This is a genomic window from Pantoea sp. USMM079, assembly GCF_037153115.1.
In the GTDB taxonomy this organism is placed as follows: Bacteria; Pseudomonadota; Gammaproteobacteria; order Enterobacterales; family Enterobacteriaceae; genus Pantoea; species Pantoea communis.
In genome coordinates, this window is the sequence record NZ_JBBCKX010000028.1 from 15,435 (window position 1) to 37,955 (window position 22,521).

Annotated in this window: 21 protein-coding genes; all 21 read left to right on the plus strand. The window is 53.2% G+C overall.

Annotated elements, in window-relative coordinates; all coding sequences use genetic code 11:
• The first annotated feature begins 31 nt into the window (after positions 1-31).
• A complete protein-coding gene (gene ovoA / locus WFP70_RS23420; RefSeq protein WP_337024566.1) occupies positions 32-2,158 on the plus strand; it encodes a 5-histidylcysteine sulfoxide synthase in 2,127 nt (708 codons plus the stop codon).
• Positions 2,159-2,266: 108 nt separating this feature from the next.
• Positions 2,267-2,728 (plus strand): transcriptional regulator AsnC, encoded by a 462-nt coding sequence (asnC, locus tag WFP70_RS23425; RefSeq protein ID WP_034830053.1) that lies wholly within the window; start codon positions 2,267-2,269, stop codon positions 2,726-2,728.
• A gap of 155 nt (positions 2,729-2,883) precedes the next feature.
• A complete protein-coding gene (mioC, locus tag WFP70_RS23430) occupies positions 2,884-3,324 on the plus strand; it encodes an FMN-binding protein MioC (RefSeq protein WP_034830052.1) in 441 nt (146 codons plus the stop codon).
• 441 nt (positions 3,325-3,765) lie between these two features.
• Positions 3,766-5,655 carry a tRNA uridine-5-carboxymethylaminomethyl(34) synthesis enzyme MnmG gene (gene mnmG, locus WFP70_RS23435; protein ID WP_166933374.1) on the plus strand — a complete coding sequence of 630 codons (1,890 nt, stop codon included), beginning with the start codon at positions 3,766-3,768 and terminating at the stop codon, positions 5,653-5,655.
• A gap of 47 nt (positions 5,656-5,702) precedes the next feature.
• Complete coding sequence (rsmG, locus tag WFP70_RS23440) at positions 5,703-6,320, plus strand: 16S rRNA (guanine(527)-N(7))-methyltransferase RsmG (protein ID WP_337024567.1); 618 nt, start codon at positions 5,703-5,705, stop codon at positions 6,318-6,320.
• 713 nt (positions 6,321-7,033) lie between these two features.
• Positions 7,034-7,414 (plus strand): F0F1 ATP synthase subunit I, encoded by a 381-nt coding sequence (gene atpI, locus WFP70_RS23445; RefSeq protein WP_034830047.1) that lies wholly within the window; start codon positions 7,034-7,036, stop codon positions 7,412-7,414.
• A gap of 8 nt (positions 7,415-7,422) precedes the next feature.
• The gene (gene atpB / locus WFP70_RS23450) at positions 7,423-8,241 is read left to right on the plus strand and encodes a F0F1 ATP synthase subunit A (RefSeq protein ID WP_034830046.1); all 819 of its coding nucleotides are present in this window, start codon (positions 7,423-7,425) and stop codon (positions 8,239-8,241) included.
• Between the two features lie 50 nt (positions 8,242-8,291).
• Entirely contained in the window at positions 8,292-8,531 is a 240-nt protein-coding gene (atpE, locus tag WFP70_RS23455) for a F0F1 ATP synthase subunit C (protein WP_003849523.1), read from the plus strand.
• Between the two features lie 107 nt (positions 8,532-8,638).
• On the plus strand, positions 8,639-9,109 hold the full coding sequence (gene atpF / locus WFP70_RS23460; RefSeq protein WP_034830044.1) for a F0F1 ATP synthase subunit B: 471 nt from the start codon (positions 8,639-8,641) through the stop codon (positions 9,107-9,109).
• A gap of 14 nt (positions 9,110-9,123) precedes the next feature.
• Positions 9,124-9,657, plus strand: a complete 534-nt coding sequence (atpH, locus tag WFP70_RS23465) for a F0F1 ATP synthase subunit delta (RefSeq protein WP_034830043.1) — start codon at positions 9,124-9,126, stop codon at positions 9,655-9,657.
• A gap of 14 nt (positions 9,658-9,671) precedes the next feature.
• The gene (atpA, locus tag WFP70_RS23470; RefSeq protein ID WP_058961695.1) at positions 9,672-11,213 is read left to right on the plus strand and encodes a F0F1 ATP synthase subunit alpha; all 1,542 of its coding nucleotides are present in this window, start codon (positions 9,672-9,674) and stop codon (positions 11,211-11,213) included.
• A 52-nt stretch (positions 11,214-11,265) separates the two neighbouring features.
• Positions 11,266-12,132: a F0F1 ATP synthase subunit gamma gene (gene atpG, locus WFP70_RS23475; protein ID WP_034830040.1), complete on the plus strand. Its 867-nt coding sequence runs from the start codon at positions 11,266-11,268 to the stop codon at positions 12,130-12,132.
• A gap of 63 nt (positions 12,133-12,195) precedes the next feature.
• Entirely contained in the window at positions 12,196-13,593 is a 1,398-nt protein-coding gene (gene atpD, locus WFP70_RS23480) for a F0F1 ATP synthase subunit beta (protein WP_034830039.1), read from the plus strand.
• A gap of 24 nt (positions 13,594-13,617) precedes the next feature.
• Positions 13,618-14,037 carry a F0F1 ATP synthase subunit epsilon gene (locus tag WFP70_RS23485; protein WP_034830038.1) on the plus strand — a complete coding sequence of 140 codons (420 nt, stop codon included), beginning with the start codon at positions 13,618-13,620 and terminating at the stop codon, positions 14,035-14,037.
• A gap of 264 nt (positions 14,038-14,301) precedes the next feature.
• A complete protein-coding gene (glmU, locus tag WFP70_RS23490; protein ID WP_283216205.1) occupies positions 14,302-15,678 on the plus strand; it encodes a bifunctional UDP-N-acetylglucosamine diphosphorylase/glucosamine-1-phosphate N-acetyltransferase GlmU in 1,377 nt (458 codons plus the stop codon).
• A 237-nt stretch (positions 15,679-15,915) separates the two neighbouring features.
• Positions 15,916-17,745, plus strand: coding sequence for a glutamine--fructose-6-phosphate transaminase (isomerizing) (glmS, locus tag WFP70_RS23495; RefSeq protein WP_337024568.1), 1,830 nt, complete (start codon positions 15,916-15,918; stop codon positions 17,743-17,745).
• 177 nt (positions 17,746-17,922) lie between these two features.
• Entirely contained in the window at positions 17,923-18,966 is a 1,044-nt protein-coding gene (gene pstS, locus WFP70_RS23500) for a phosphate ABC transporter substrate-binding protein PstS (protein ID WP_166933366.1), read from the plus strand.
• A 90-nt stretch (positions 18,967-19,056) separates the two neighbouring features.
• On the plus strand, positions 19,057-20,019 hold the full coding sequence (gene pstC / locus WFP70_RS23505) for a phosphate ABC transporter permease PstC (RefSeq protein ID WP_034830032.1): 963 nt from the start codon (positions 19,057-19,059) through the stop codon (positions 20,017-20,019).
• Complete coding sequence (gene pstA, locus WFP70_RS23510) at positions 20,016-20,903, plus strand: phosphate ABC transporter permease PstA (RefSeq protein ID WP_034830030.1); 888 nt, start codon at positions 20,016-20,018, stop codon at positions 20,901-20,903. Before pstC ends, pstA begins: the two co-directional genes overlap by 4 nt.
• 44 nt (positions 20,904-20,947) lie before the next feature.
• On the plus strand, positions 20,948-21,721 hold the full coding sequence (pstB, locus tag WFP70_RS23515) for a phosphate ABC transporter ATP-binding protein PstB (RefSeq protein WP_034830029.1): 774 nt from the start codon (positions 20,948-20,950) through the stop codon (positions 21,719-21,721).
• A 14-nt stretch (positions 21,722-21,735) separates the two neighbouring features.
• Positions 21,736-22,470, plus strand: a complete 735-nt coding sequence (gene phoU / locus WFP70_RS23520; protein ID WP_038643963.1) for a phosphate signaling complex protein PhoU — start codon at positions 21,736-21,738, stop codon at positions 22,468-22,470.
• Positions 22,471-22,521: the final 51 nt, after the last annotated feature.

A 22,521-nucleotide genomic window follows, 5' to 3' on the forward strand; every position in this document is an offset into this window, starting at 1 on the left:
TAGTTCGCACACTGAGCATCTGGAGCATCTTGTGAACACCGCCCAACTTCCTGCACCGACCCGCACTTTGCAGCTCTCCGGCCAAAACGCCGAACAAAAACGGAGCGAGCTGCTGGCGTATTTCACCCAAACCTGGGAGCTGTACGAAAGCCTGTTTGATTGCCTTGCCGACGAACGCGCGTATTTCAACAAAGCGATCTCATTACGCCATCCGTTGATCTTCTACTTTGGCCACACCGCTACGTTCTATATGAATAAGCTGATGGCTGGTCGCTATCTGGACAACCGCGTAGACGATCGCATCGAAGCCATGATGGCAATCGGCGTGGACGAGATGAGCTGGGACGATCTCAACGACAGCCATTACGCCTGGCCGACGGTCGAAGAGGTGCGTGACTACCGTGGAAAAGTCAAAAACCTGGTGAGCGAGTTTATTCGCACCATGCCGCTGGAACTGCCGATCACCTGGGAAAGCCCGGCTTGGGTGGTATTGATGGGCATTGAACATGAGCGTATCCACCTGGAAACCTCCAGCGTGCTGATCCGCCAGCTACCGATAGAATGGGTAAAACCGCAGGCGCATTGGCCGGTTTGTCCGCAGGCGCGCCACGATCGCGCATCGGTTCCGGATAACTCGCTGATTGCGATGCCTGGCGGTCGCGTGCAACAAGGCAAAACGGATGACACTTACGGCTGGGATAACGAATACGGCAATCAGGTAACTGAACTCAAACCATTTAAGGCCAGTAAAATGCTGGTCAGCAACGCCGAGTTTTATCGCTTTATCGCCGCTAACGGCTATCAGGATCAGCGCTGGTGGGATGAGGAAGGCTGGGGCTGGCGTGAATTCTCTGGCGCGCAAATGCCCACCTTCTGGGTCGGCGAGATTACGCAACCCGATCAACTGAAACTGCGCTTAATGGCTGAAGAAGTCGCTCTGCCGTGGGACTGGCCAGCGGAAGTGAATCAGCTTGAAGCCGCCGCGTTTTGTCGCTGGCTGGCGGAAGAGACGGGTAAATCTATTCAACTCCCTTGTGAAGCCGAATGGATGCAGCTACGCGAACAGGTGAGCGGCGATCAGCCCGACTGGATCGAGGCGCCCGGCAATATCAATCTGGCCTATTGGGCTTCATCCAGTCCTGTGGATCGCTTTGCGCAGGGCGAGTTTTTCGACATTGTTGGCAACGTCTGGCAGTGGACCACAACGCCAACTAACGGTTTCGAAGGTTTCAAAGTTCATCCGCTGTATGACGATTTCTCGACGCCGACCTTCGACGGCAAACACGCGCTGATCAAAGGTGGCAGTTGGATTTCCACCGGCAACGAGGCGTTAAAATCGGCTCGTTATGCCTTCCGTCGTCATTTCTTCCAGCACGCCGGTTTCCGCTATGTGGTCTCCTCACATGAAGAGACCATGGCACTCAATCCGTATGAAACGGACAGCATGGTGTCACAGTATCTCGATTTCCAGTACGGACCGGACTACTACAACGTGCCGAATTACGCCGTGGCGCTGGTGGAAAAACTGCTGCCGCACTGCAAACAACGCGGTGTGGCTCTGGACCTCGGCTGCGCGACCGGCCGTGCCAGTTTTGAACTGGCACGCCATTTCGCGACGGTCACAGGCATGGATTATTCCGCGCGCTTTATTGATGTAGCGCTGCAGCTGACCTCCGGTGAGGACTTCCGCTATGTGGTGCCGGAAGAGGGCGAGCTGGTGGAATATCGCCAGGTGCGCCTGAAGGACTTCAATGTTAGTGACGAGCAAGCGGCACGCATTCAGTTTGTGCAGGGCGACGCCTGTAATCTTAAACCGCAGCCGGATCGTTACGATCTGGTATTGGCTTCAAACCTGATCGATCGTCTGCGTCAGCCAAAACGTTTCCTGCAGGACGTCATCCCGATGATCCGCTCTGGCGGGCTTTTGGTGCTTTCGTCGCCTTATACCTGGCTGGAGGAATTCACGCCGAAGGAGAACTGGCTGGGCGGCGTGCGTGAGAACGGTGAAGCTTTGACGACCTATCAGGCATTGCAGCGTTTGCTGCGTGATGCCTTTGAAGAAGTGGTGCCGCCGCAGGATGTGCCGTTTGTGATCCGCGAGACGGCGCGCAAGTATCAACATACCGAAGCGCAGCTCACAATCTGGCGTAAGCGATAAAAAAAGCGTGCAGACTGCGGCTACCACGCGGTCTGCACCTTGCCTGCACTGCTAATTTGCTGCACATTCTCCACTGTTCATAGAAGAAGAACTTAAAGAGGATGGATGATGGCAGAACAACTGCAACTGGATAACCTTGATCGCGGCATTCTCAATGCGCTGTTGGAAAACGCGCGCACCGCATATGCCGAGCTGGCCAAACAGTTCAATGTCAGTCCCGGCACCATTCACGTACGCGTAGAAAAAATGCGCCAGGCAGGCATTATCCTGGGCACTCGTGTTGAAATCGATCCTCGTCAGTTGGGTTTTGATGTCTGCTGCTTTATCGGCATCATTCTGAAAAGCGCCCGCGATTATCCCGCAGCACTCAGCAAGCTGGAGGCGCTGGATGAAGTGGTAGAAGCCTGGTACACCACCGGCCACTACAGCATCTTTATTAAGGTGATGTGCCGATCCATCGATGCACTTCAGCAGGTGTTGATCAACAAGATCCAGACCATAGACGAAATCCAGTCCACCGAAACCCTGATCTCGCTGCAAAACCCGATCATGCGTACCATCAAGCCGTAATTCCCTCTCTTTCCTGTGCACAACCTTTTCCCAGGCGGATCACTTGTGTGATGCGCCTTGTCGGCTGATGCTTTCTGTTATTAACCCTGTTTTCCACAGGTGGATCACGGCTTGATCACAGCGTACAATGCTCGCCTTTAGTGCGGGAGAAGATCATGGCCGATATTACCTTAATCAGTGGCAGTACCCTTGGCAGCGCCGAATACGTCGCCGAACATCTGGAAGCAAAACTGCAGGAAGCGGGCTTTTCAACCGAGGTGCTGCACGGGCCAGAGCTGGACGAGCTGCCACAGGAAGGGATCTGGCTGATTGTGACTTCCACGCACGGTGCGGGCGAACTGCCAGACAATCTGCTTCCTTTATATGAAGCCTTGCAGGAAACGCAGCCGGACCTTTCCGCGGTACGTTATGGCGCAGTGGGTATCGGCAACCATGAATATGACCTTTTCTGCGGTGCCATTAAGCTGCTGGAAGATCAACTCAACCAGTTAGGCGCCAAACGCATTGGCGATCGCCTGGAGATCGACGTTCTCGAACATGAGATTCCTGAGGATCCGGCTGAAGTGTGGGTTGAGACCTGGAAAACGCAAATTTAAGACGATCTTTGCCGGTTGGGGATCGGGAAAAGTGAACGATCCCCAGTTTATTTCGCTGTTTTATTGTTTTTTTTATGCCATTGTCTGTGGATAACACAGCCTTAATCTTGCGTATAACCGGTAGTTATCCCAATAACTACCCGTGATGCTTTTTTCGGCTGTGTATAAGTCGCCATTTAGATCCCAGCTTATACGGATCAGGATCACCGATCATTCACAGCAAGCGATCCTCTCTAATCCTCTGTTAATGCTTTGCTTTTCGGGGTTATCAACAGACCCTGACGATCCTAATAAGAGATCTAACAGAGAGATCATATAAAAGAATAAAGATCCTTTCTTTTAAACCGCAGGATCCCGCGGCTTTCGCAGTCGACAGAATTTCAGTAGAATCCACCGCCCAGGGCAACGATCCCTGTCCGAACATTAACGAGGACCCACTTCATGTTTTATCCAGATCCTTTTGACGTCATCGTAATCGGTGGTGGTCATGCGGGCACAGAAGCCGCGATGGCCGCTGCCCGAATGGGTCAGCAAACGCTGTTACTCACCCATAACATTGATACGCTTGGACAAATGTCCTGCAACCCGGCGATTGGTGGCATTGGGAAAGGACACCTGGTGAAGGAAGTGGATGCCTTAGGCGGTTTGATGGCGACAGCAATTGACCAGGCCGGCATTCAGTTTAGGATACTAAACGCGAGCAAAGGTCCTGCTGTGCGGGCAACGCGTGCGCAAGCCGACCGCGTGCTCTATCGCCAGGCAGTACGTACGGCGTTGGAGAACCAGCCGAACCTGATGATCTTCCAGCAGGCCGTTGACGATCTGATTGTGGAAAACGATCGCGTCGTCGGTGCTGTCACGCAGATGGGCCTGAAATTCCGTGCCAAAAGTGTGGTGCTGACAGTCGGGACATTCCTTGACGGCAAAATTCATATTGGTCTGGATAACTACAGCGGTGGCCGTGCTGGCGATCCGCCATCCATTCCACTGGCGAAACGCCTGCGTGCTTTGCCGCTGCGCGTAAATCGTCTGAAAACTGGTACGCCGCCCCGTATTGACGCACGCACCATCGATTTTTCGGTGCTGACACCGCAGCATGGCGATACGCCAATGCCGGTGTTCTCGTTTATGGGTAATGTTTCTCAGCATCCGCAACAAGTGCCATGCTGGATCACCCATACCAACGAACAAACGCACGATGTGATCCGCAATAACCTCGATCGCAGCCCGATGTATGCCGGGATCATTGAAGGGATCGGACCACGTTACTGCCCATCGATCGAAGACAAAGTGATGCGCTTTGCCGATCGTAATGCGCATCAGATCTTCCTTGAACCGGAAGGGCTGACCAGCAACGAGATCTACCCTAACGGTATCTCCACCAGCTTGCCGTTTGACGTGCAGATGCAGATCGTCCGTTCGATGAAAGGTCTGGAGAACGCAAAGATTGTGCGCCCAGGTTATGCCATCGAGTACGATTTCTTCGATCCGCGCGATCTGAAGCCGACGCTGGAAAGCAAATTTATCCACGGGCTGTTCTTTGCCGGTCAGATTAACGGCACCACCGGTTATGAAGAAGCTGCGGCGCAGGGCTTGCTGGCCGGTTTGAACGCTGCACGTGCCTCAGCAGACAAAGAGGGCTGGGCGCCGCGCCGCGACCAGGCTTATCTCGGTGTGCTGGTTGACGATCTCTGCACCCTCGGCACCAAAGAACCGTACCGTATGTTTACCTCGCGCGCGGAATATCGTTTGATGCTGCGCGAAGACAACGCCGATCTGCGTTTGACAGAAAAAGGTCGCGAGTTGGGTCTGGTCGATGATGCGCGTTGGGCGCGTTATAACCAGAAGCTGGAAGCGATTGAGCAGGAGCGCCAGCGCCTGCGCGATCTGTGGGTACATCCGAAATCAGACAATGTGGGCGAAGTGAATAGCGTCATCAGTGCGCCACTGACGAAAGAAGCCAGCGGTGAAGATCTGTTGCGTCGCCCGGAAATGACCTACGAACTGCTGATGACGTTACCGAGTTATGGCCCGGCATTATCTGACGAGCAATCTGCAGAGCAGGTTGAGATTCAGGTGAAGTATGAAGGGTACATTGCACGCCAGCAGGAAGAAATTGACCGCCAGCAACGCAACGAAAACACCTTGCTGCCTGGCGATCTCGACTATCGTCAGGTTAATGGCTTGTCGAATGAAGTGATCGCCAAACTCAACGATCACAAACCTACCTCCATTGGGCAGGCCTCGCGTATTTCAGGCATTACACCAGCAGCGATCTCCATTTTGCTGATTTACCTGAAAAAACAGGGCCTGCTGCGTAAAAGTGCCTGATCGACCCTGGGGCGAGGTCACTCGCCCCCGTTTATGGAACGTTCCTTGTGATTAACAAACTCTCCCAGCTGCTCGATGCGGCAAATATTTCACTTACCTATCAACAAAAACAGCAGCTCGTCGGCTATGTAGAATTGCTGCATAAGTGGAACAAGGCGTACAACCTGACATCGGTGCGCGATCCGCAGCAGATGCTGGTGCGCCATATTCTCGACAGCGTGGTCGTCGAACCGCATTTACAAGGCGAGCGCTTTATTGATGTGGGCACCGGGCCGGGTCTGCCAGGGATTCCGTTAGCCATTGTCCGTCCGCAGGCGCATTTTACGCTGCTGGATAGCCTGGGAAAACGCATCCGTTTCCTGCGTCAGGTACAACATGAGTTAGGGCTCACTAACATCACCCCGGTACAAAGTCGTGTGGAAGAGTTCCCCGCAGAACCACCGTTTGATGGCGTTATCAGCCGTGCCTTTGCTTCGCTGGAAGACATGCTGAACTGGTGCCATCATTTACCGGGCACCTCAGGCCGCTTCTACGCATTGAAGGGGGTGCGTCCGGATGATGAAATTTCAGCCTTGCCTGCGGGCTTTGTGGTGGAGAAGGTTGAATCACTGCATGTGCCAGAACTGGATGGTGAACGTCATTTAGTGGTGCTGTCTCGCCAATAGCCATAAAGAAGGTGCGGATTTAACACCAGCCGCACCTTTAGTCAGTGAAAACGTCCTGAATAAAAAAACAGCAGTTGAACACTTTTAGTCAAAAGCTTTTATTCGGCAGGGCAGGGTGAGACGGTTAACAAGCGCCACGGAAATTATCCGAAAAGCTCTGTTACATTTAACGAACATTTCACATTTCATTATCACTTATATCACTTTATTGGCTGTATTTACTTGCGCAAATAGTCACGTCAGAAAATATAACTCTGCAATAAATCGGCGTGCGTAATATCAATTTTACGTTTTTATTGCGATGTACGATGTCAATAGAGTGTTTTTATCGAAAATCATGACCTGATGCCGGATGGATAATTCTATCGTTATGATAAAAAACAGCTTTCATCACTTTTGAAATCTTAAAATTCATGCTTAAAACAAATTCATTCGCCAGCCTATTGCCTATAATGTGATCTGAAGCACGCTTTAAAAGCAAGCCAACAAGGCAATTTCAGCGATTTAGCTGAGTCATAGTGGAAGGTGATGTTTTGAAAAATAGCCCTCCAGAAAGAAATTTAAATAATTGTTCACCTTTTCGCTACTTACCGATTGAAATCGCAGGTGGCGCCCGTATAATTTGCACGGCTTTTGCTGCTTGACTCAAATGAGTAAAGGCAGTCTTATACGACACGCGACATACCCCGTTCGGGGCAGGAGAGTTCAACGCCATGTCAGTGTCTCTTTACAGTGTGAAATTAGCCCGGACCGTGCTGGTGATCCAGCTGGTGACGTTTGTCATCATCGGTGCACTCTTTACTCTGAAAGATGTTATCTGGGGCGCCTCCGCCATCGCGGGTGGAGCGGCAGCCTGGCTGCCGAATGTGTTGTTTATGTTTTTAGCCTGGCGCCTGCAGGATCAAACGCCTGCCAAAGGTCGTGTGGCCTGGAGCTTCGCCCTCGGTGAAGTGTTGAAGGTCTTCACGACAGTCATTCTTCTCATGGTGGCGTTAGGTGTGTTTGGAGCGGTCTTCTGGCCTCTCGCAATCACTTGGTTATCGGTGCTGGTGGTGCAGATCGTCGCGCCGGCTGTAATTAACAACAAAGGGTAAGAGGCATCATGGCTGCTGGAGAAATCTCTACTCCGCAAGAATACATAGGTCACCACCTGAATAACCTTCAGCTGGACCTGCGTACTTTCGAGTTGGTGAATCCGCACGACGCTCCTGCGACGTTCTGGGTATTAAATATCGATTCCATGTTTTTCTCTGTGGTACTGGGACTGCTTTTCCTGGTGTTGTTCCGTAAAGTGGCAAAAAGCGCCACCAGCGGTGTGCCAGGGAAACTTCAAGCGGCTATCGAACTGGTTGTCGGTTTCGTTGATAACAACGTTCGCGACATGTACCACGGTAAAAGCAAACTTATCGCCCCGCTGGCTCTGACAATTTTTGTCTGGGTCTTCCTGATGAACTTCATGGATCTGCTGCCTATCGATTTGCTGCCGTTTATCGGTGAGCACTATCTTGGCCTGCCAGCGCTGCGCGTTGTGCCGTCTGCAGATGTGAACATCACGCTGTCTATGGCGTTGGGCGTCTTTATTTTGATTCTGTTCTACAGCATCAAAATGAAAGGCATTGGCGGCTTCACCAAAGAACTGACGCTGCAGCCTTTTAATCACCCGATCTTCATCCCAATCAACCTGATTCTTGAAGGTGTTAGCCTGCTGTCTAAACCGGTTTCACTCGGTCTGCGACTGTTCGGCAACATGTATGCGGGTGAACTGATCTTTATCCTGATTGCCGGCTTGCTGCCGTGGTGGTCGCAGTGGGTGTTGAATGTGCCATGGGCCATTTTCCACATCCTGATCATTTCGCTGCAGGCTTTCATTTTCATGGTCCTCACGATCGTCTATCTGTCGATGGCATCTGAAGAACATTGATTTTTTTATCTCAACACTAAGCTTTTAACTGAAACAAACTGGAGACTGTCATGGAAAACCTGAATATGGATCTGCTGTACATGGCTGCCGCTGTGATGATGGGCCTGGCGGCAATCGGTGCTGCGATCGGTATCGGCATCCTCGGAGGCAAATTCCTGGAAGGCGCTGCGCGTCAACCGGATCTGATTCCTCTGCTGCGTACGCAGTTCTTTGTTGTAATGGGTCTGGTGGATGCAATCCCAATGATCGCTGTAGGTCTGGGTCTCTACGTGATGTTTGCGGTCGCCTAAACCTGGTAGCCTTGTTCACTCATGGCACCCGGTGTGATGAGGAACGGATTCTGCCGTTTATCGCTGATAGCGGCAGAGCAAGTTAACTTAATAAGAGGCATTGTGCTGTGAACATTAATGCAACAATCCTCGGCCAGGCCATCGCGTTCATTCTGTTTGTCGCGTTCTGCATGAAGTACGTATGGCCGCCGATCATGGCTGCCATCGAGAAGCGTCAGAAAGAAATTGCTGATGGCCTTGCTTCTGCTGAGCGCGCGAAGAAAGATTTAGATCTCGCGCAGGCCAATGCGACCGACCAGCTGAAAAAAGCGAAAGAAGACGCTCAGGTCATTATCGAGCAGGCGAACAAACGCCGTGCACAGATTCTGGACGAAGCGAAAACCGAAGCTGAGACTGAACGTAACCGCATCGTGGCACAAGCGCAGGCAGAAATCGAAGCCGAGCGTTCACGTGCCCGTGAAGAGCTGCGTAAGCAAGTCGCGTTGCTGGCATTAGCTGGCGCCGAGAAAATCATCGAACGTTCCGTGGATGAAGCTGCTAACAGCGACATCGTTGATAAACTGGTCGCTGAACTGTAAGGAGGGAGGGGCTGATGTCTGATCTGATTACTGTAGCTCGCCCCTACGCCAAAGCAGCTTTTGACTTTGCTGTTGAGCATCAAAGTATCGATCGTTGGCAGACCATGCTGGCGTTTGCCGCTGAAGTGGCTCGCAACGAACAGATGGCAGATCTTCTTTCCGGTGCGCTCGCGCCGGAAGCTTTGTCTGCTTCTTTCAACGCGGTATGTGGCGATCAACTTGATGAACCCGCTCAGAACCTGATTAAGGTAATGGCGGAAAACGGACGTTTGACAGCACTTCCAGCGGTACTGGAACAGTACATCCAACTGCGTGACGCTTATGAAGCGACCGCCGAAGTGGATGTGATTTCTGCCAGTACCCTGAGTGACAGCCAGCTGAGTAAAATCAGCGCCGCGATGGAAAAACGTCTGTCACGCAAAGTTAAGCTGAATTGCAAAATTGACAAGTCTGTAATGGCAGGTGTGGTTATCCGTGCGGGTGACCTGGTCATTGATGGTAGCGTACGCGGCCGTCTTGATCGTCTGGCAGACGTCTTGCAGTCTTAAGGGGACTGGAGCATATGCAACTGAATTCCACCGAAATCAGCGAACTGATCAAGCAGCGCATTGCTCAGTTCAATGTGGTGAGCGAAGCTCACAACGAAGGTACTATTGTTTCTGTAAGTGACGGTATCATCCGCGTACACGGCCTGGCCGATGTGATGCAGGGTGAGATGATTGCCCTGCCGGGCAACCGTTACGCTATCGCACTGAACCTCGAGCGTGACTCGGTTGGTGCAGTAGTGATGGGCCCGTACGCTGACCTCGCCGAAGGCATGAAGGTTAAATGTACTGGCCGTATTCTTGAAGTTCCAGTTGGCCGTGGCCTGCTGGGCCGTGTGGTGAACACCCTGGGTGCACCGATCGACGGTAAAGGCGCAATCGACAACGACGGCTTCTCGCCGGTTGAAGTGATTGCACCGGGCGTTATCGACCGTCAGTCAGTAGACCAGCCTGTTCAGACCGGTTACAAATCTGTCGATGCGATGATTCCAATCGGCCGTGGCCAGCGTGAGCTGATCATCGGTGACCGTCAGACCGGTAAAACCGCAATGGCAATCGACGCCATCATCAACCAGCGCGATTCAGGCATCAAGTGTGTCTACGTTGCGATTGGCCAGAAAGCGTCAACCATTTCTAACGTGGTACGTAAGCTGGAAGAACACGGCGCGTTGGCTAACACCATCGTCGTTGTGGCTTCTGCTTCTGAATCCGCTGCACTGCAATACCTGGCGCCATACGCCGGTTGCGCGATGGGTGAGTACTTCCGTGACCGCGGTGAAGATGCCCTGATCGTATACGATGACCTGTCTAAGCAGGCTGTTGCTTACCGTCAGATTTCTCTGCTGCTGCGCCGTCCACCAGGTCGTGAAGCATTCCCAGGCGACGTGTTCTATCTCCACTCTCGTCTGCTGGAGCGTGCATCACGCGTAAGCGCTGACTACGTTGAGCGTTTCACTAACGGTGCTGTGAAAGGCCAGACCGGTTCTCTGACCGCGCTGCCAATCATCGAAACTCAGGCGGGTGACGTTTCTGCGTTCGTTCCGACCAACGTAATCTCGATTACTGATGGTCAGATCTTCCTGGAATCGAACCTGTTCAACTCCGGTATTCGTCCAGCCGTTAACCCGGGTATCTCTGTATCCCGTGTTGGTGGTGCTGCACAGACCAAGATCATCAAGAAACTGTCCGGTGGTATCCGTACCGCTCTGGCACAGTATCGTGAACTGGCTGCGTTCTCTCAGTTCGCATCCGATCTGGACGATGCAACGCGTAAACAGCTGAGCCACGGTCAGAAAGTGACCGAGCTGCTGAAACAGAAACAGTATGCGCCGATGTCTGTCGCGCAACAGGGTCTGGTGCTGTTTGCTGCTGAGCGCGGCTTCCTGAACGACGTTGAACTGGCGAAAATCGGCAGCTTCGAAGCCGCTCTGCTGGCGTTCGCAGACCGCGATCACGCTGAGCTGATGGCTGAAATCAACCAAGCGGGCAACTTTAATAACGAAATCGAAGAGAAGCTGAAAGGCCTCCTCGAAACGTTTAAAGCAACCCAGTCCTGGTAATGTCTGGCGGCTTGTCTGAAAAGGCAGGCCGCAAGGCTTTGAGGAGAAGCTAATGGCCGGTGCAAAAGAAATACGTACCAAGATTGGAAGCGTAAAAAATACGCAGAAGATCACCAAAGCGATGGAAATGGTCGCCGCCTCCAAAATGCGTAAAACGCAGGAACGCATGGCGGCCAGCCGTCCGTATGCAGATACCATGCGCAAAGTGATTGGTCACCTTGCTCTCGGTAATCTGGAATACAAGCACCCTTACCTGGATGAGCGTGACGTTAAGCGCGTCGGCTACCTGGTCGTTTCGACTGACCGCGGGCTTTGTGGTGGTTTGAACATTAACCTGTTCAAAAAATTGCTGGCAGATATGAAGGGCTGGGCTGATAAAGGTGTACAGAGCGATCTGGCCGTTATCGGTTCTAAAGGCAATTCATTCTTCGGCTCTGTCGGTGGCAACATCGTGGCACAGGTCACTGGTATGGGCGACAAGCCTGCACTGTCTGATCTTATCGGCCCAGTAAAAGTGATGTTGCAGGCCTATGATGAAGGCCGCATCGACAAGCTGTATATCGTCAGCAACAAGTTTAATAACACCATGTCTCAGACTCCGACCATTACCCAACTGCTGCCGTTACCGCCAGCGGAAGGTGAAGAAGAGATGAAGGCGAAGACCTGGGATTACCTGTACGAACCCGATCCGAAAGCGCTGCTGGATACCCTGCTGCGCCGTTATGTCGAATCGCAGGTTTATCAGGGTGTGGTGGAAAACCTGGCCAGTGAGCAGGCTGCACGTATGGTGGCAATGAAAGCTGCAACCGATAACGGCGGAAACCTGATCAAAGAGCTGCAGTTGGTTTACAACAAAGCTCGTCAGGCCAGCATCACCCAGGAACTTACCGAGATCGTCTCGGGAGCCTCCGCGGTTTAACCAGGCATATATCCTGTCGCGCGAGCGCGGCCGGATATTCTCGTATTAGGTAGAGGATTCAAGATGGCAGCTGGAAAGATTGTCCAGATTATCGGCGCCGTAGTTGACGTCGAATTCCCTCAGGACGCGGTACCGCAGGTATATAGCGCGCTTGAGGTTCAAAATGGTGACGCTCGTCTGGTGCTGGAAGTTCAGCAGCAGCTGGGTGGTGGCGTGGTGCGTACCATCGCCATGGGTACTTCTGACGGCCTGAAGCGCGGTCTGCAAGTTACCGACCTGAAAAAACCGATCCAGGTACCGGTTGGTAAAGCAACCCTCGGCCGTATCATGAACGTATTGGGCGAACCAATCGACATGAAAGGCGACCTGCAGAATGACGACGGCACCACTGTAGAGGTTTCCTCTATTCACCGTGCTGCGCCTTCTTATGAAGATCAGTCTAACTCGCAAGAGCTGCTGGAAACCGGCATCAAGGTTATCGACCTGATGTGTCCGTTCGCTAAGGGCGGTAAAGTCGGTCTGTTCGGTGGTGCGGGTGTAGGTAAAACCGTAAACATGATGGAGCTGATCCGTAACATCGCGGCTGAGCACTCAGGTTACTCGGTATTTGCTGGTGTGGGTGAACGTACTCGTGAGGGTAACGACTTCTACCACGAAATGACTGACTCCAACGTTATCGATAAAGTAGCGCTGGTGTATGGCCAGATGAACGAGCCGCCGGGTAACCGTCTGCGCGTAGCACTGACCGGTCTGACCATGGCGGAGAAATTCCGTGATGAAGGCCGTGACGTTCTGCTGTTCATCGACAACATCTACCGTTACACCCTGGCCGGTACTGAAGTATCAGCACTGCTGGGTCGTATGCCATCTGCGGTAGGCTACCAGCCAACGCTGGCAGAAGAGATGGGTGTGTTGCAGGAGCGTATTACCTCCACCAAGACCGGTTCAATCACCTCTGTTCAGGCCGTTTACGTTCCTGCGGATGACTTGACTGACCCGTCACCAGCAACCACCTTTGCTCACTTAGACTCAACCGTTACGCTGAGCCGTCAGATCGCCTCTCTGGGTATCTACCCAGCCGTTGACCCGCTGGATTCAACCAGCCGTCAGCTGGATCCACTGATCGTGGGTCAGGAGCACTACGACGTTGCGCGTGGCGTGCAGTCTCTGCTGCAGCGTTACCAGGAACTGAAAGACATCATCGCCATCCTGGGTATGGACGAGCTGTCTGAAGAAGACAAACTGTTGGTGGCACGTGCGCGTAAGATTCAGCGCTTCCTGTCTCAGCCGTTCTTCGTTGCTGAAGTCTTCACCGGTTCTCCAGGTAAGTACGTGACCCTGAAAGACACGATTCGTGGCTTCAAAGGCATCATGGAAGGCGAATTCGACCACCTGCCAGAGCAGGCGTTCTACATGGTCGGCGCTATCGAAGAAGCTGTAGAAAAAGCGAAGAAACTGTAATAACGGTTTCCCAGGAGGAATAGTATGGCTATGACTTATCATCTGGACGTTGTCAGCGCGGAGCAACAAATGTTCTCCGGTCTGGTTGAGCGCATCCAGGTGTCAGGTAGCGAAGGTGAGCTGGGTATTTACCCAGGCCACGCCCCGCTGCTGACAGCCATCAAGCCTGGTATGATTCGCATCGTGAAACAGCACGGCGAAGAGGAGTATATCTACCTCTCTGGCGGCGTGCTGGAAGTACAGCCGGGCAGCACGACCGTTCTGGCCGACACCGCGATTCGCGGTGAAGACCTCGACGAAGCGCGCGCGCTGGAAGCGAAACGTAAAGCAGAAGAGCACATGAACAGCAGCCACGGTGATGTGGACTATGCTCAGGCCTCTGCGGAACTGGCGAAAGCTATCGCGAAACTGCGTGTAATCGAGCTGACCAAGAAAGCGATGTAATCAGGCTTTATGCGTCACGAAATGCCAGCCCATTGGGTTGGCATTTTTTTTGCGCGCGATAAATCATCCTGCTTTGGGGGAGGACGATGTTGTCTTGCTCTGCCCGATTTCATCGGCAAAATGCATCGCGTGATGCCCAGGCCGGCACTGGTTTTATCTCCAATCAGCCTTTCATCTTTATCCGCTAATTTCGGTCCGAGAAAAATGTAGTAATCTCAGAGGTAAACCTTACACTTTCGAAAGTTAAATTGAGTCTGGATAGTTATGTCTACAAGCGCGATGAGTGTGGTGATCCTGGCCGCTGGCAAAGGCACCCGAATGTATTCCGATCTGCCCAAAGTACTGCACACCCTGGCAGGCAAACCGATGGTTCAGCATGTGATCGATGCCGCGACCGGTCTGGGTGCCCAGCAGGTGCATTTGGTGTACGGTCACGGCGGCGATCTGCTGCAAGATAAACTGGCCCACAACACCCTGAACTGGGTACTGCAGGCTGAACAGCTCGGTACCGGCCATGCAATGCAGCAGGCAGCACCTTTCTTTGCCGATGACGAAGACATCCTGATGCTGTACGGCGACGTACCGCTAATCTCCCAAGCGACATTGCAACGTCTGCGTGATGCCAAGCCTGAGGGCGGTATCGGTTTGCTGACGGTCGTACTCGATAATCCAACCGGTTATGGCCGCATTGTGCGTGAGAATGGCACGGTGACCGGCATTGTTGAGCAGAAAGATGCCTCAGCCGAACAGCTGAAAATCCCTGAGATCAACACCGGTATTTTGGTTGCTAATGGCGAAGACTTAAAACGTTGGCTGGCACAGCTGAATAACAATAATGCGCAGGGTGAATTCTATATCACCGATATCATTGCCATGGCTCACCAGGAAGGTCGCGTGATCAACGCGGTACATCCTGCGCGTATCAGTGAGACCGATGGTGTGAATAACCGCCTGCAACTGGCCACGCTGGAGCGTGCCTATCAGAGCGAGCAGGCAGAACAACTGCTGCTGGCGGGCGTCATGCTGCGCGATCCCGCGCGTTTCGACCTGCGCGGTTCGCTGCAACATGGGCGTGATGTCGAGATCGATACCAACGTTATCATTGAAGGCACCGTGACATTGGGCGACCGCGTCAAAATTGGCGCTGGGTGCATCATCAAAAACAGCGTTATTGGTGATGATTGTGAAATCAGCCCTTATTCAGTCCTCGAAGATGCCACCTTAGCCGCTGCCTGCACCGTTGGGCCATTCGCGCGTCTGCGTCCTGGCAGCGAGTTGGCGGAAGAGGCACATGTCGGCAATTTCGTTGAGATGAAAAAGGCCATCTTGGGCAAAGGTTCCAAAGCGGGTCATCTTTCGTATCTTGGCGACGCAGAAATTGGCGCGGGCGTAAACATCGGGGCTGGCACCATTACCTGTAACTACGATGGCGCGAATAAATCGAAAACCATTATCGGCGACAACGTGTTTGTCGGCTCCGATACCCAGTTGGTGGCCCCGGTCACCGTCGCGGCTGGCGCGACCATCGCGGCAGGTACCACGGTAATGAAAGATGTCACCGCCGCCGATTTGGTCTACAACCGCAAAGAACAGAATCAGAAGTCTGGCTGGCAGCGGCCGGTTAAGAAAAATAAATTTTAAGGGTCGGCAAAGATCGGCCCATGAAAAAAACTACCCGAAATCATTCGAGTTTCTGAAAGGCGGCAAGCGCGAGTCCTCAGGAGCTGACTGAAGTCAGTGACTGAGGTGAATGCGCGTAGCCAACGCACCTGAAATTTGATGTATGAAGGGTAGATCCCCCACTCTCTACAAGGCTCGGGGAATAATCAGGTCAGAAGACAACGCAATGGCCGAAAGCCATGAAGTCAGGAAACTATTATGTGTGGAATTGTTGGTGCAGTAGCGCAGCGTGACATCGCAGAAATTCTGCTGGAAGGTCTGCGTCGTCTTGAGTATCGCGGTTATGACTCAGCGGGTCTGGCCGTTGTCGATCGCCAGGGACATATGACGCGTCTGCGTCGTCTTGGCAAAGTGGCTAATCTGGCCGAGGCCGCAGAGCAGCAGCCACTAATTGGTGGCACTGGTATTGCTCATACGCGTTGGGCAACCCACGGTGAGCCATCAGAAGCCAATGCGCATCCGCATGTCTCTGAGCACATCATCATTGTGCATAACGGCATCATTGAGAACCATGAGCCATTGCGTGCGCAGATGATCGAACGCGGTTACCAGTTTGCCTCAGAAACGGACACCGAAGTGGTGGCGCATCTGGTGCACTGGGAGCAGAAGCAGGGCGGCACATTGCGTGAAGTGGTACTGCGCGTGATCCCGCAACTGCGCGGTGCTTATGGCATGGTGATCATGGACAGCCGCGATCCATCCGTGCTGGTGGCTGCGCGTTCAGGTAGCCCGCTGGTGATTGGCCGTGGCGTGGGTGAAAACTTCATTGCTTCTGACCAACTGGCGCTGCTGCCGGTGACCCGCCGCTTTATGTACCTGGAAGAGGGCGATATCGCCGAGATTACGCGCCGTGAAGTCACCATCATCGATCGTGATGGCAAGCCAGCCAAACGCGCGGAAATCGAATCCACGGCGCAGTACGATGCTGGTGATAAAGGTGCCTATCGTCACTACATGCAGAAAGAGATCTATGAGCAGCCGAACGCGATTAAAAACACCATCACTGGTCGTTTTAATCATGGGCAGATCGATCTCAGCGAACTGGGTGCCAATGCCGAAACCTTGCTGAGCAAGGTTGAGCACATCCAGATTATCGCCTGCGGTACCTCGTATAACTCCGGGATGGTGTCGCGCTACTGGTTTGAGTCGCTGGCCAACATTCCTTGCGATGTGGAAATCGCCTCCGAATTCCGCTATCGCAAATCCGCTGTGCGTAAAAACAGTCTGCTGATCACCTTGTCGCAATCGGGTGAAACCGCCGATACGCTGGCCGCGCTGCGCTTGTCGAAAGAGCTGGGTTATCTCGGTTCGCTGGCCATCTGTAACGTTGCCGGCTCTTCGCTGGTGCGTGAATCCGATCTGGCGCTGATGACCAAAGCCGGCACCGAAATTGGTGTGGCCTCAACGAAAGCCTTCACCACGCAGTTGGCGGTGTTACTGATGCTGGTGGCAAAACTGGGTCGTCTGCATGGCATGAAGCCAGAAACCGAGCACGAAATTGTGCATGCGCTGCAGGCATTGCCAAGCCGCATTGAGCAGATGTTGGCGCAGGATAAAGTGATTGAAAGCCTGGCTGAAGGTTTCTCTGACAAGCATCATGCGTTGTTCCTGGGCCGTGGCGATCAGTATCCGATCGCGATGGAAGGCGCGCTGAAGCTGAAAGAGATCTCCTATATTCACGCAGAAGCCTACGCCGCCGGAGAGCTGAAACACGGCCCGCTGGCGCTGATTGATGCCGATATGCCGGTGATCGTCGTTGCGCCGAATAACGAGCTGCTGGAGAAGCTGAAATCGAACATTGAAGAGGTGCGCGCGCGCGGCGGTTTGCTGTATGTATTTGCCGATCAGGATGCGGGTTTCACCGACAGCGAGGGCATGAAAATCATCTCACTGCCACACGTCGAAGAGGTGATAGCACCGATCTTCTATACCGTGCCGTTGCAGCTGCTTTCGTATCATGTTGCGCTGATTAAAGGCACCGACGTTGACCAGCCCCGTAACCTGGCAAAATCGGTTACTGTTGAATAATCTATAAAAAGGGCGGGCCTGCAACGGGTCCGCTTGCTTTTTAAACGGTGTCATATAACTGTCATATTTCGTACATTTCACTGTCATCAAACTGTCCTATTTTCCCTCCAGCAGCAATCACTGACTCCAACTAAAATGGCATTGAGCCTGATTTTTTTTAAATCCCCTGGAGGGAACATGACACTGATGCGTACATCCGTAGCCCGAATCCTCGCCGCCACCTTCGCAGTAAGCGCGGTATCTGCTTTTGCAGCCACCGACCTGACTGGCGCTGGCGGTACATTCCCGGCACCGGTTTATGCCAAGTGGGCAGCAGAGTATCAGCAAGCCACCGGTAGCAAAATCAACTATCAGGGTATTGGTTCTTCAGGCGGCGTTAAGCAAATCATCGCTAAAACCGTCGATTTCGGTGCGTCTGATGCGCCGTTAAGTGATGCCGATCTGGATAAAAATGGTCTGTTCCAGTTCCCTACCGTAATCGGTGGCGTGGTACTGGCCGTTAACATCCCAGGTATTAAATCAGGTGAACTGACGCTGGACGGCAAAACCGTTGGCGATATCTACCTGGGTAACATCAAAAAGTGGAACGACCCGGCGATCACTAAACTGAACCCAGGCGTGAAACTGCCAGACACCAACATCAACGTAGTTCGCCGCGCAGATGGTTCAGGTACCTCTTTCGTGTTCACCAGCTACCTGTCTAAAGTCAACGCAGACTGGAACAGCAAAATTGGTAAAGGCAACACCGTTAACTGGCCAACCGGTCTGGGCGGTAAAGGTAACGACGGCGTTGCAGCCTTCGTACAGCGTCTGCCGGGTTCAATCGGCTACGTTGAGTACGCTTACGCTAAGCAGAACAACCTGACCTATACCAAGCTGATGGATGCAGATGGCAAGCCAGTAACGCCAAGCGAAACCAGCTTCTCAAACTCTGCTAAAGGCGCAGACTGGAGCAAATCTTTCGCTCAAGACCTGACCTTCCAGAAAGGTGCAGATGCATGGCCAATCTCTTCTACCACCTTCATCCTGATCTACAAAGAGCAGGCTGATGCGGCTAAAGGTGCTGAAGTGATGAAGTTCTTCGACTGGGCTTACAAAGGCGGCAGCAAAACTGCAACCGCACTGGATTACGCTGCGCTGCCAGAAAGCGTTGCTAACCAGATTCGTACTGCCTGGAAAGCGAACATCAAAGACAGCTCAGGCAAAGCGATTTACAAGTAAGCGAATGACCCGGTCAGTCTCCCCTGACTGACCAACCCGATGGGCGGCATGGTATGCCGCCCTGAACTTCCTCTGAGAACCGAGAAACTTATGGCTGCCACTAAGCCGACGTTCAAAGCCCCAGGTAAACAAGGTGACATGATTTTCGGCGCGCTGGTGAAACTTTCCGCGCTTATCGTGTTGTTGTTGATGGGTGGCATTATCGTCTCCCTGATTTTCTCCTCCTGGCCAAGCATCCAAAAATTTGGTTTTTCCTTCTTATGGACCAAAACCTGGGATGCGCCAAACGAACAATTTGGTGCGCTGGTACCGATCTACGGCACCCTCGTCACCTCCATCATTGCCTTAATCATCGCTGTGCCGGTGAGCTTTGGCATTGCGCTATTCCTGACGGAACTGGCACCTAACTGGTTGCGTCGCCCGCTGGGTACCGCAATTGAGTTGCTGGCAGCGATCCCGAGTATCGTTTACGGCATGTGGGGCCTGTTTATCTTCGCCCCGCTGTTCGCTGAGTACTTCCAGACACCGGTCGGCAACATCATGTCGAACATTCCCATTGTGGGTGCCCTGTTCTCAGGCCCGGCTTTTGGTATCGGTATTCTGGCCGCTGGCGTGATCCTCGCCATCATGATCATTCCGTACATTGCATCGGTCATGCGTGATGTGTTTGAGCAGACGCCAGTGATGATGAAAGAGTCCGCCTACGGTATTGGTTGCACCACGTGGGAAGTGATCTGGCGCATCGTGCTGCCGTTCACCAAAAACGGTGTAATCGGTGGTGTGATGCTGGGCCTGGGTCGTGCACTGGGTGAAACCATGGCGGTGACCTTCATCATCGGTAACACCTACCAGCTCGACAGCGCCTCGCTGTTTATGCCGGGCAACAGTATCACCTCCGCGCTGGCTAACGAATTCGCTGAAGCTGAATCCGGTGTGCATGTCGCGGCATTGATGGAACTGGGTCTGATTCTGTTCGTGATTACCTTTATCGTACTGGCCATCTCCAAACTGATGATCCTGCGCCTGGCGAAGAGTGAAGGAGCCCGTTCATGACCGCTATCGAAATGCATGCTCGTGCTGAGCTGGAAGCCTCGCGCCGTAAAATGCAGGCACGTCGCAGCGCTAAAAATAAAGTGGCATTGACGCTGTCGATGCTGACCATGGCCTTTGGCCTGTTCTGGCTGGTGTGGATTCTGTTCACTACCGTCACCAAAGGTATTGATGGTCTGAGCTGGTCACTGTTCACTGAATCAACCCCGCCACCGAACACCGCAGGCGGTGGTTTAGCCAACGCCCTGGCGGGCAGTGGGTTACTCATTCTGTGGTCAACGGTGTTCGGTACACCGCTGGGCATCATGGCCGGTATTTATCTTGCCGAATATGGCCGTAAGCACTGGCTGGCGGAAGTGATTCGCTTCATCAACGACATCCTGTTGTCAGCACCGTCGATTGTAGTGGGCCTGTTCGTCTATACCATCGTGGTGGCACAGATGCAGCACTTCTCTGGCTGGGCGGGTGTGGTGGCGCTGGCGCTGTTGCAGATTCCTATCGTGATTCGTACCTCAGAAAACATGCTGCGTCTGGTACCAGACAGCATGCGTGAAGCGGCTTATGCACTGGGTACGCCGAAGTGGAAGATGATTTCGGCCATTACGCTGAAAGCTTCAGTCTCCGGCATTATTACCGGTGTCCTGCTGGCCGTGGCACGTATCGCGGGCGAAACCGCACCGCTGCTGTTTACTGCGCTGTCGAACCAGTTCTGGAGTACCGACATGATGCAGCCGATCGCGAACCTGCCGGTGACGATTTTCAAATTCGCCATGAGCCCATTTGCCGAGTGGCAAAGCCTGGCATGGGCGGGTGTGTTGATCATTACCCTGTGCGTGCTGCTGCTGAACATTGTCGCGCGAGTGGTTTTCGCCAAGGGCAAACATTAATTTCCCGGCGCGGCTTCGGCGGCGCTGCACATGAGAGATGAGCAATGAGTATGGCAACGACTTCTGCCGGTAAAATTCAGGTTCGCAATCTGAACTTCTATTACGGAAAGTTTCACGCTCTGAAGAACATTAACCTGGATATCGCGAAGAACCAGGTCACCGCCTTCATCGGACCATCAGGTTGTGGTAAATCCACCCTGCTGCGCACCTTCAACAAAATGTACTCGCTCTACCCTGAGCAGCGTGCTGAAGGTGACATTCTGCTGGATGGCGACAATATTCTGGCTTCCCATCAGGATATCGCCCTGCTGCGCGCACGCGTTGGCATGGTGTTCCAGAAGCCAACGCCGTTCCCGATGTCAATTTATGACAACATCGCGTTTGGCGTGCGTCTGTTTGAAAAGTTGTCACGTGCGGATATGGACGAGCGTGTGCAGTGGGCGCTGACCAAAGCCGCGCTGTGGAATGAAACCAAAGACAAGCTGCATCAGAGCGGTTACAGTCTCTCAGGCGGACAGCAGCAGCGTCTGTGCATCGCACGCGGTATCGCGATTCGCCCGGAAGTGCTGTTACTGGATGAGCCATGCTCAGCCCTCGACCCGATCTCTACCGGTCGTATTGAAGAGCTGATCACCGAGCTGAAGCAGGATTACACCGTGGTGATCGTGACGCACAACATGCAGCAGGCCGCGCGTTGTTCTGACCATACCGCTTTCATGTATCTGGGCGAGCTGATCGAATTCAGCGACACCGATACACTGTTTACCAAGCCCGCGCAGAAGCAGACCGAAGATTACATCACCGGTCGTTACGGCTGATTCAGGAGACGCACATGGACAATTTGAATCTGAACAAACACATCTCCGGTCAGTTCAACGCGGAGCTGGAACATATTCGCACCCAGGTGATGATCATGGGTGGCATGGTTGAGCAGCAGCTTACCGATGCCATTACCGCGATGCACAACCAGGATGGCGAGCTGGCACGTCGCGTGATCGACGGTGATCAGAAGGTCAACATGATGGAAGTGGAGATTGATGAAGCCTGCGTGCGCATCATCGCCAAACGTCAACCTACCGCCAGCGACTTGCGTCTGGTAATGGCAATCATCAAGACCATCTCTGAGCTGGAACGTATCGGTGACGTCGCTGAGAAAATCAGCCGCACGGCGCTGGAGAAGTTCAGCCAGCAGCACTTGCCTCTGCTGGTGAGCCTGGAGTCTCTGGGTCGCCACACCGTGCAGATGCTGCACGACGTGCTGGATGCCTTCGCGCGTATGGATCTGAATGAAGCCATTAAGATCTATCGTGAAGATAAGAAGGTCGACAAAGAGTACGAAGGCATTGTGCGTCAGCTGATGACCTACATGATGGAAGATCCCCGCACCATCCCAAGTGTACTGACAGCGCTGTTCTGTGCCCGCGCTATCGAGCGTATCGGTGACCGTTGCCAGAACATCTGCGAAATTATCTTCTATTTCGTTAAAGGTCAGGATTTCCGTCACGTTGGCGGCGACAAGCTGGATGAACTGCTGTCAGGTGACGACGGCAGCAATAAACCCTCTTAATTGCCGTTTCGGCTGCCTGTAGCCACTGTGGCAAACAGGCAGCCATCTTCA

Bases quoted from the DNA above. Each gene is read 5' to 3' on its own strand.
- asnC (WP_034830053.1), top strand. From the start codon at position 2,267: ATGGCAGAACAACTGCAACTGGATAACCTTGATCGCGGCATTCTCAAT.
- mioC (WP_034830052.1), top strand. From the start codon at position 2,884: ATGGCCGATATTACCTTAATCAGTGGCAGTACCCTTGGCAGCGCCGAA.
- mnmG (WP_166933374.1), top strand. From the start codon at position 3,766: ATGTTTTATCCAGATCCTTTTGACGTCATCGTAATCGGTGGTGGTCAT.
- atpI (WP_034830047.1), top strand. From the start codon at position 7,034: ATGTCAGTGTCTCTTTACAGTGTGAAATTAGCCCGGACCGTGCTGGTG.
- atpB (WP_034830046.1), top strand. From the start codon at position 7,423: ATGGCTGCTGGAGAAATCTCTACTCCGCAAGAATACATAGGTCACCAC.
- atpE (WP_003849523.1), top strand. From the start codon at position 8,292: ATGGAAAACCTGAATATGGATCTGCTGTACATGGCTGCCGCTGTGATG.
- atpH (WP_034830043.1), top strand. From the start codon at position 9,124: ATGTCTGATCTGATTACTGTAGCTCGCCCCTACGCCAAAGCAGCTTTT.
- atpA (WP_058961695.1), top strand. From the start codon at position 9,672: ATGCAACTGAATTCCACCGAAATCAGCGAACTGATCAAGCAGCGCATT.
- atpG (WP_034830040.1), top strand. From the start codon at position 11,266: ATGGCCGGTGCAAAAGAAATACGTACCAAGATTGGAAGCGTAAAAAAT.
- atpD (WP_034830039.1), top strand. From the start codon at position 12,196: ATGGCAGCTGGAAAGATTGTCCAGATTATCGGCGCCGTAGTTGACGTC.
- WFP70_RS23485 (WP_034830038.1), top strand. From the start codon at position 13,618: ATGGCTATGACTTATCATCTGGACGTTGTCAGCGCGGAGCAACAAATG.
- glmU (WP_283216205.1), top strand. From the start codon at position 14,302: ATGTCTACAAGCGCGATGAGTGTGGTGATCCTGGCCGCTGGCAAAGGC.
- glmS (WP_337024568.1), top strand. From the start codon at position 15,916: ATGTGTGGAATTGTTGGTGCAGTAGCGCAGCGTGACATCGCAGAAATT.
- pstS (WP_166933366.1), top strand. From the start codon at position 17,923: ATGACACTGATGCGTACATCCGTAGCCCGAATCCTCGCCGCCACCTTC.
- pstC (WP_034830032.1), top strand. From the start codon at position 19,057: ATGGCTGCCACTAAGCCGACGTTCAAAGCCCCAGGTAAACAAGGTGAC.
- pstA (WP_034830030.1), top strand. From the start codon at position 20,016: ATGACCGCTATCGAAATGCATGCTCGTGCTGAGCTGGAAGCCTCGCGC.
- pstB (WP_034830029.1), top strand. From the start codon at position 20,948: ATGAGTATGGCAACGACTTCTGCCGGTAAAATTCAGGTTCGCAATCTG.
- phoU (WP_038643963.1), top strand. From the start codon at position 21,736: ATGGACAATTTGAATCTGAACAAACACATCTCCGGTCAGTTCAACGCG.